The organism is Vibrio sp. 970, from assembly GCF_033339075.1.
Map to the genome: position 1 here is coordinate 1 of NZ_JAWOTW010000621.1, position 571 is coordinate 571.

Below are 571 nucleotides of genomic sequence, written 5' to 3' on the forward strand. Positions count from 1 at the left end.
AACCTCAAGGTAACCTTGAATGGGCATTATTGGCCGATGGCATTAAACCTGACGAAGTTTACCGCCTACTAGAAACTGAAGAGGGGCGAGCACGCGCCTTTGCCAAACTCGACACCATCAAACCGCAAGTGCTTTGGTGGACGACAGGTGCGCAGCCACCACAAATGTTGGCAGATAAAGAAGTGGTAATCGCGTCTGCTTTCAATGGCCGGATACACAACGCGCGTAAAGATGAAGGCCAACCATTTCGCATCATTTGGGATCACCAAATGGGTTACATGAACGGCTGGGCCATTCCTAAAGGAAGCGCGAATACCAAACTTGCCCTCGATTTCATTGCTTTTTCTTCGGGTACTACGCCTTTGGCAGATAAAGCTAAATACGTCGCGTATGGCCCAACTCGTAAGTCTTCTTCCGCAGAAGTAAGCCCAGAGATTCTGGCGAACCTGCCGACCGCGCCTCAGAACTTTAAAACGGCGTTTTTGATTAACGACGAATGGTGGTCTGATTATGCCGATGAGTTGAATGAAGAGTTCAATACTTGGCTGCTTAATTAGGCGTTAACTGTAGG

At 48.5% G+C, this 571-nt stretch carries 1 protein-coding gene; it reads left to right on the forward strand.

From position 1 onward, the window contains the following. Positions 1–557: extracellular solute-binding protein (locus R7Q11_RS28230; RefSeq protein WP_225467234.1), on the forward strand; the 557-nt coding region annotated here is incomplete at its 5' end. Positions 558–571 lie beyond the last annotated feature (14 nt).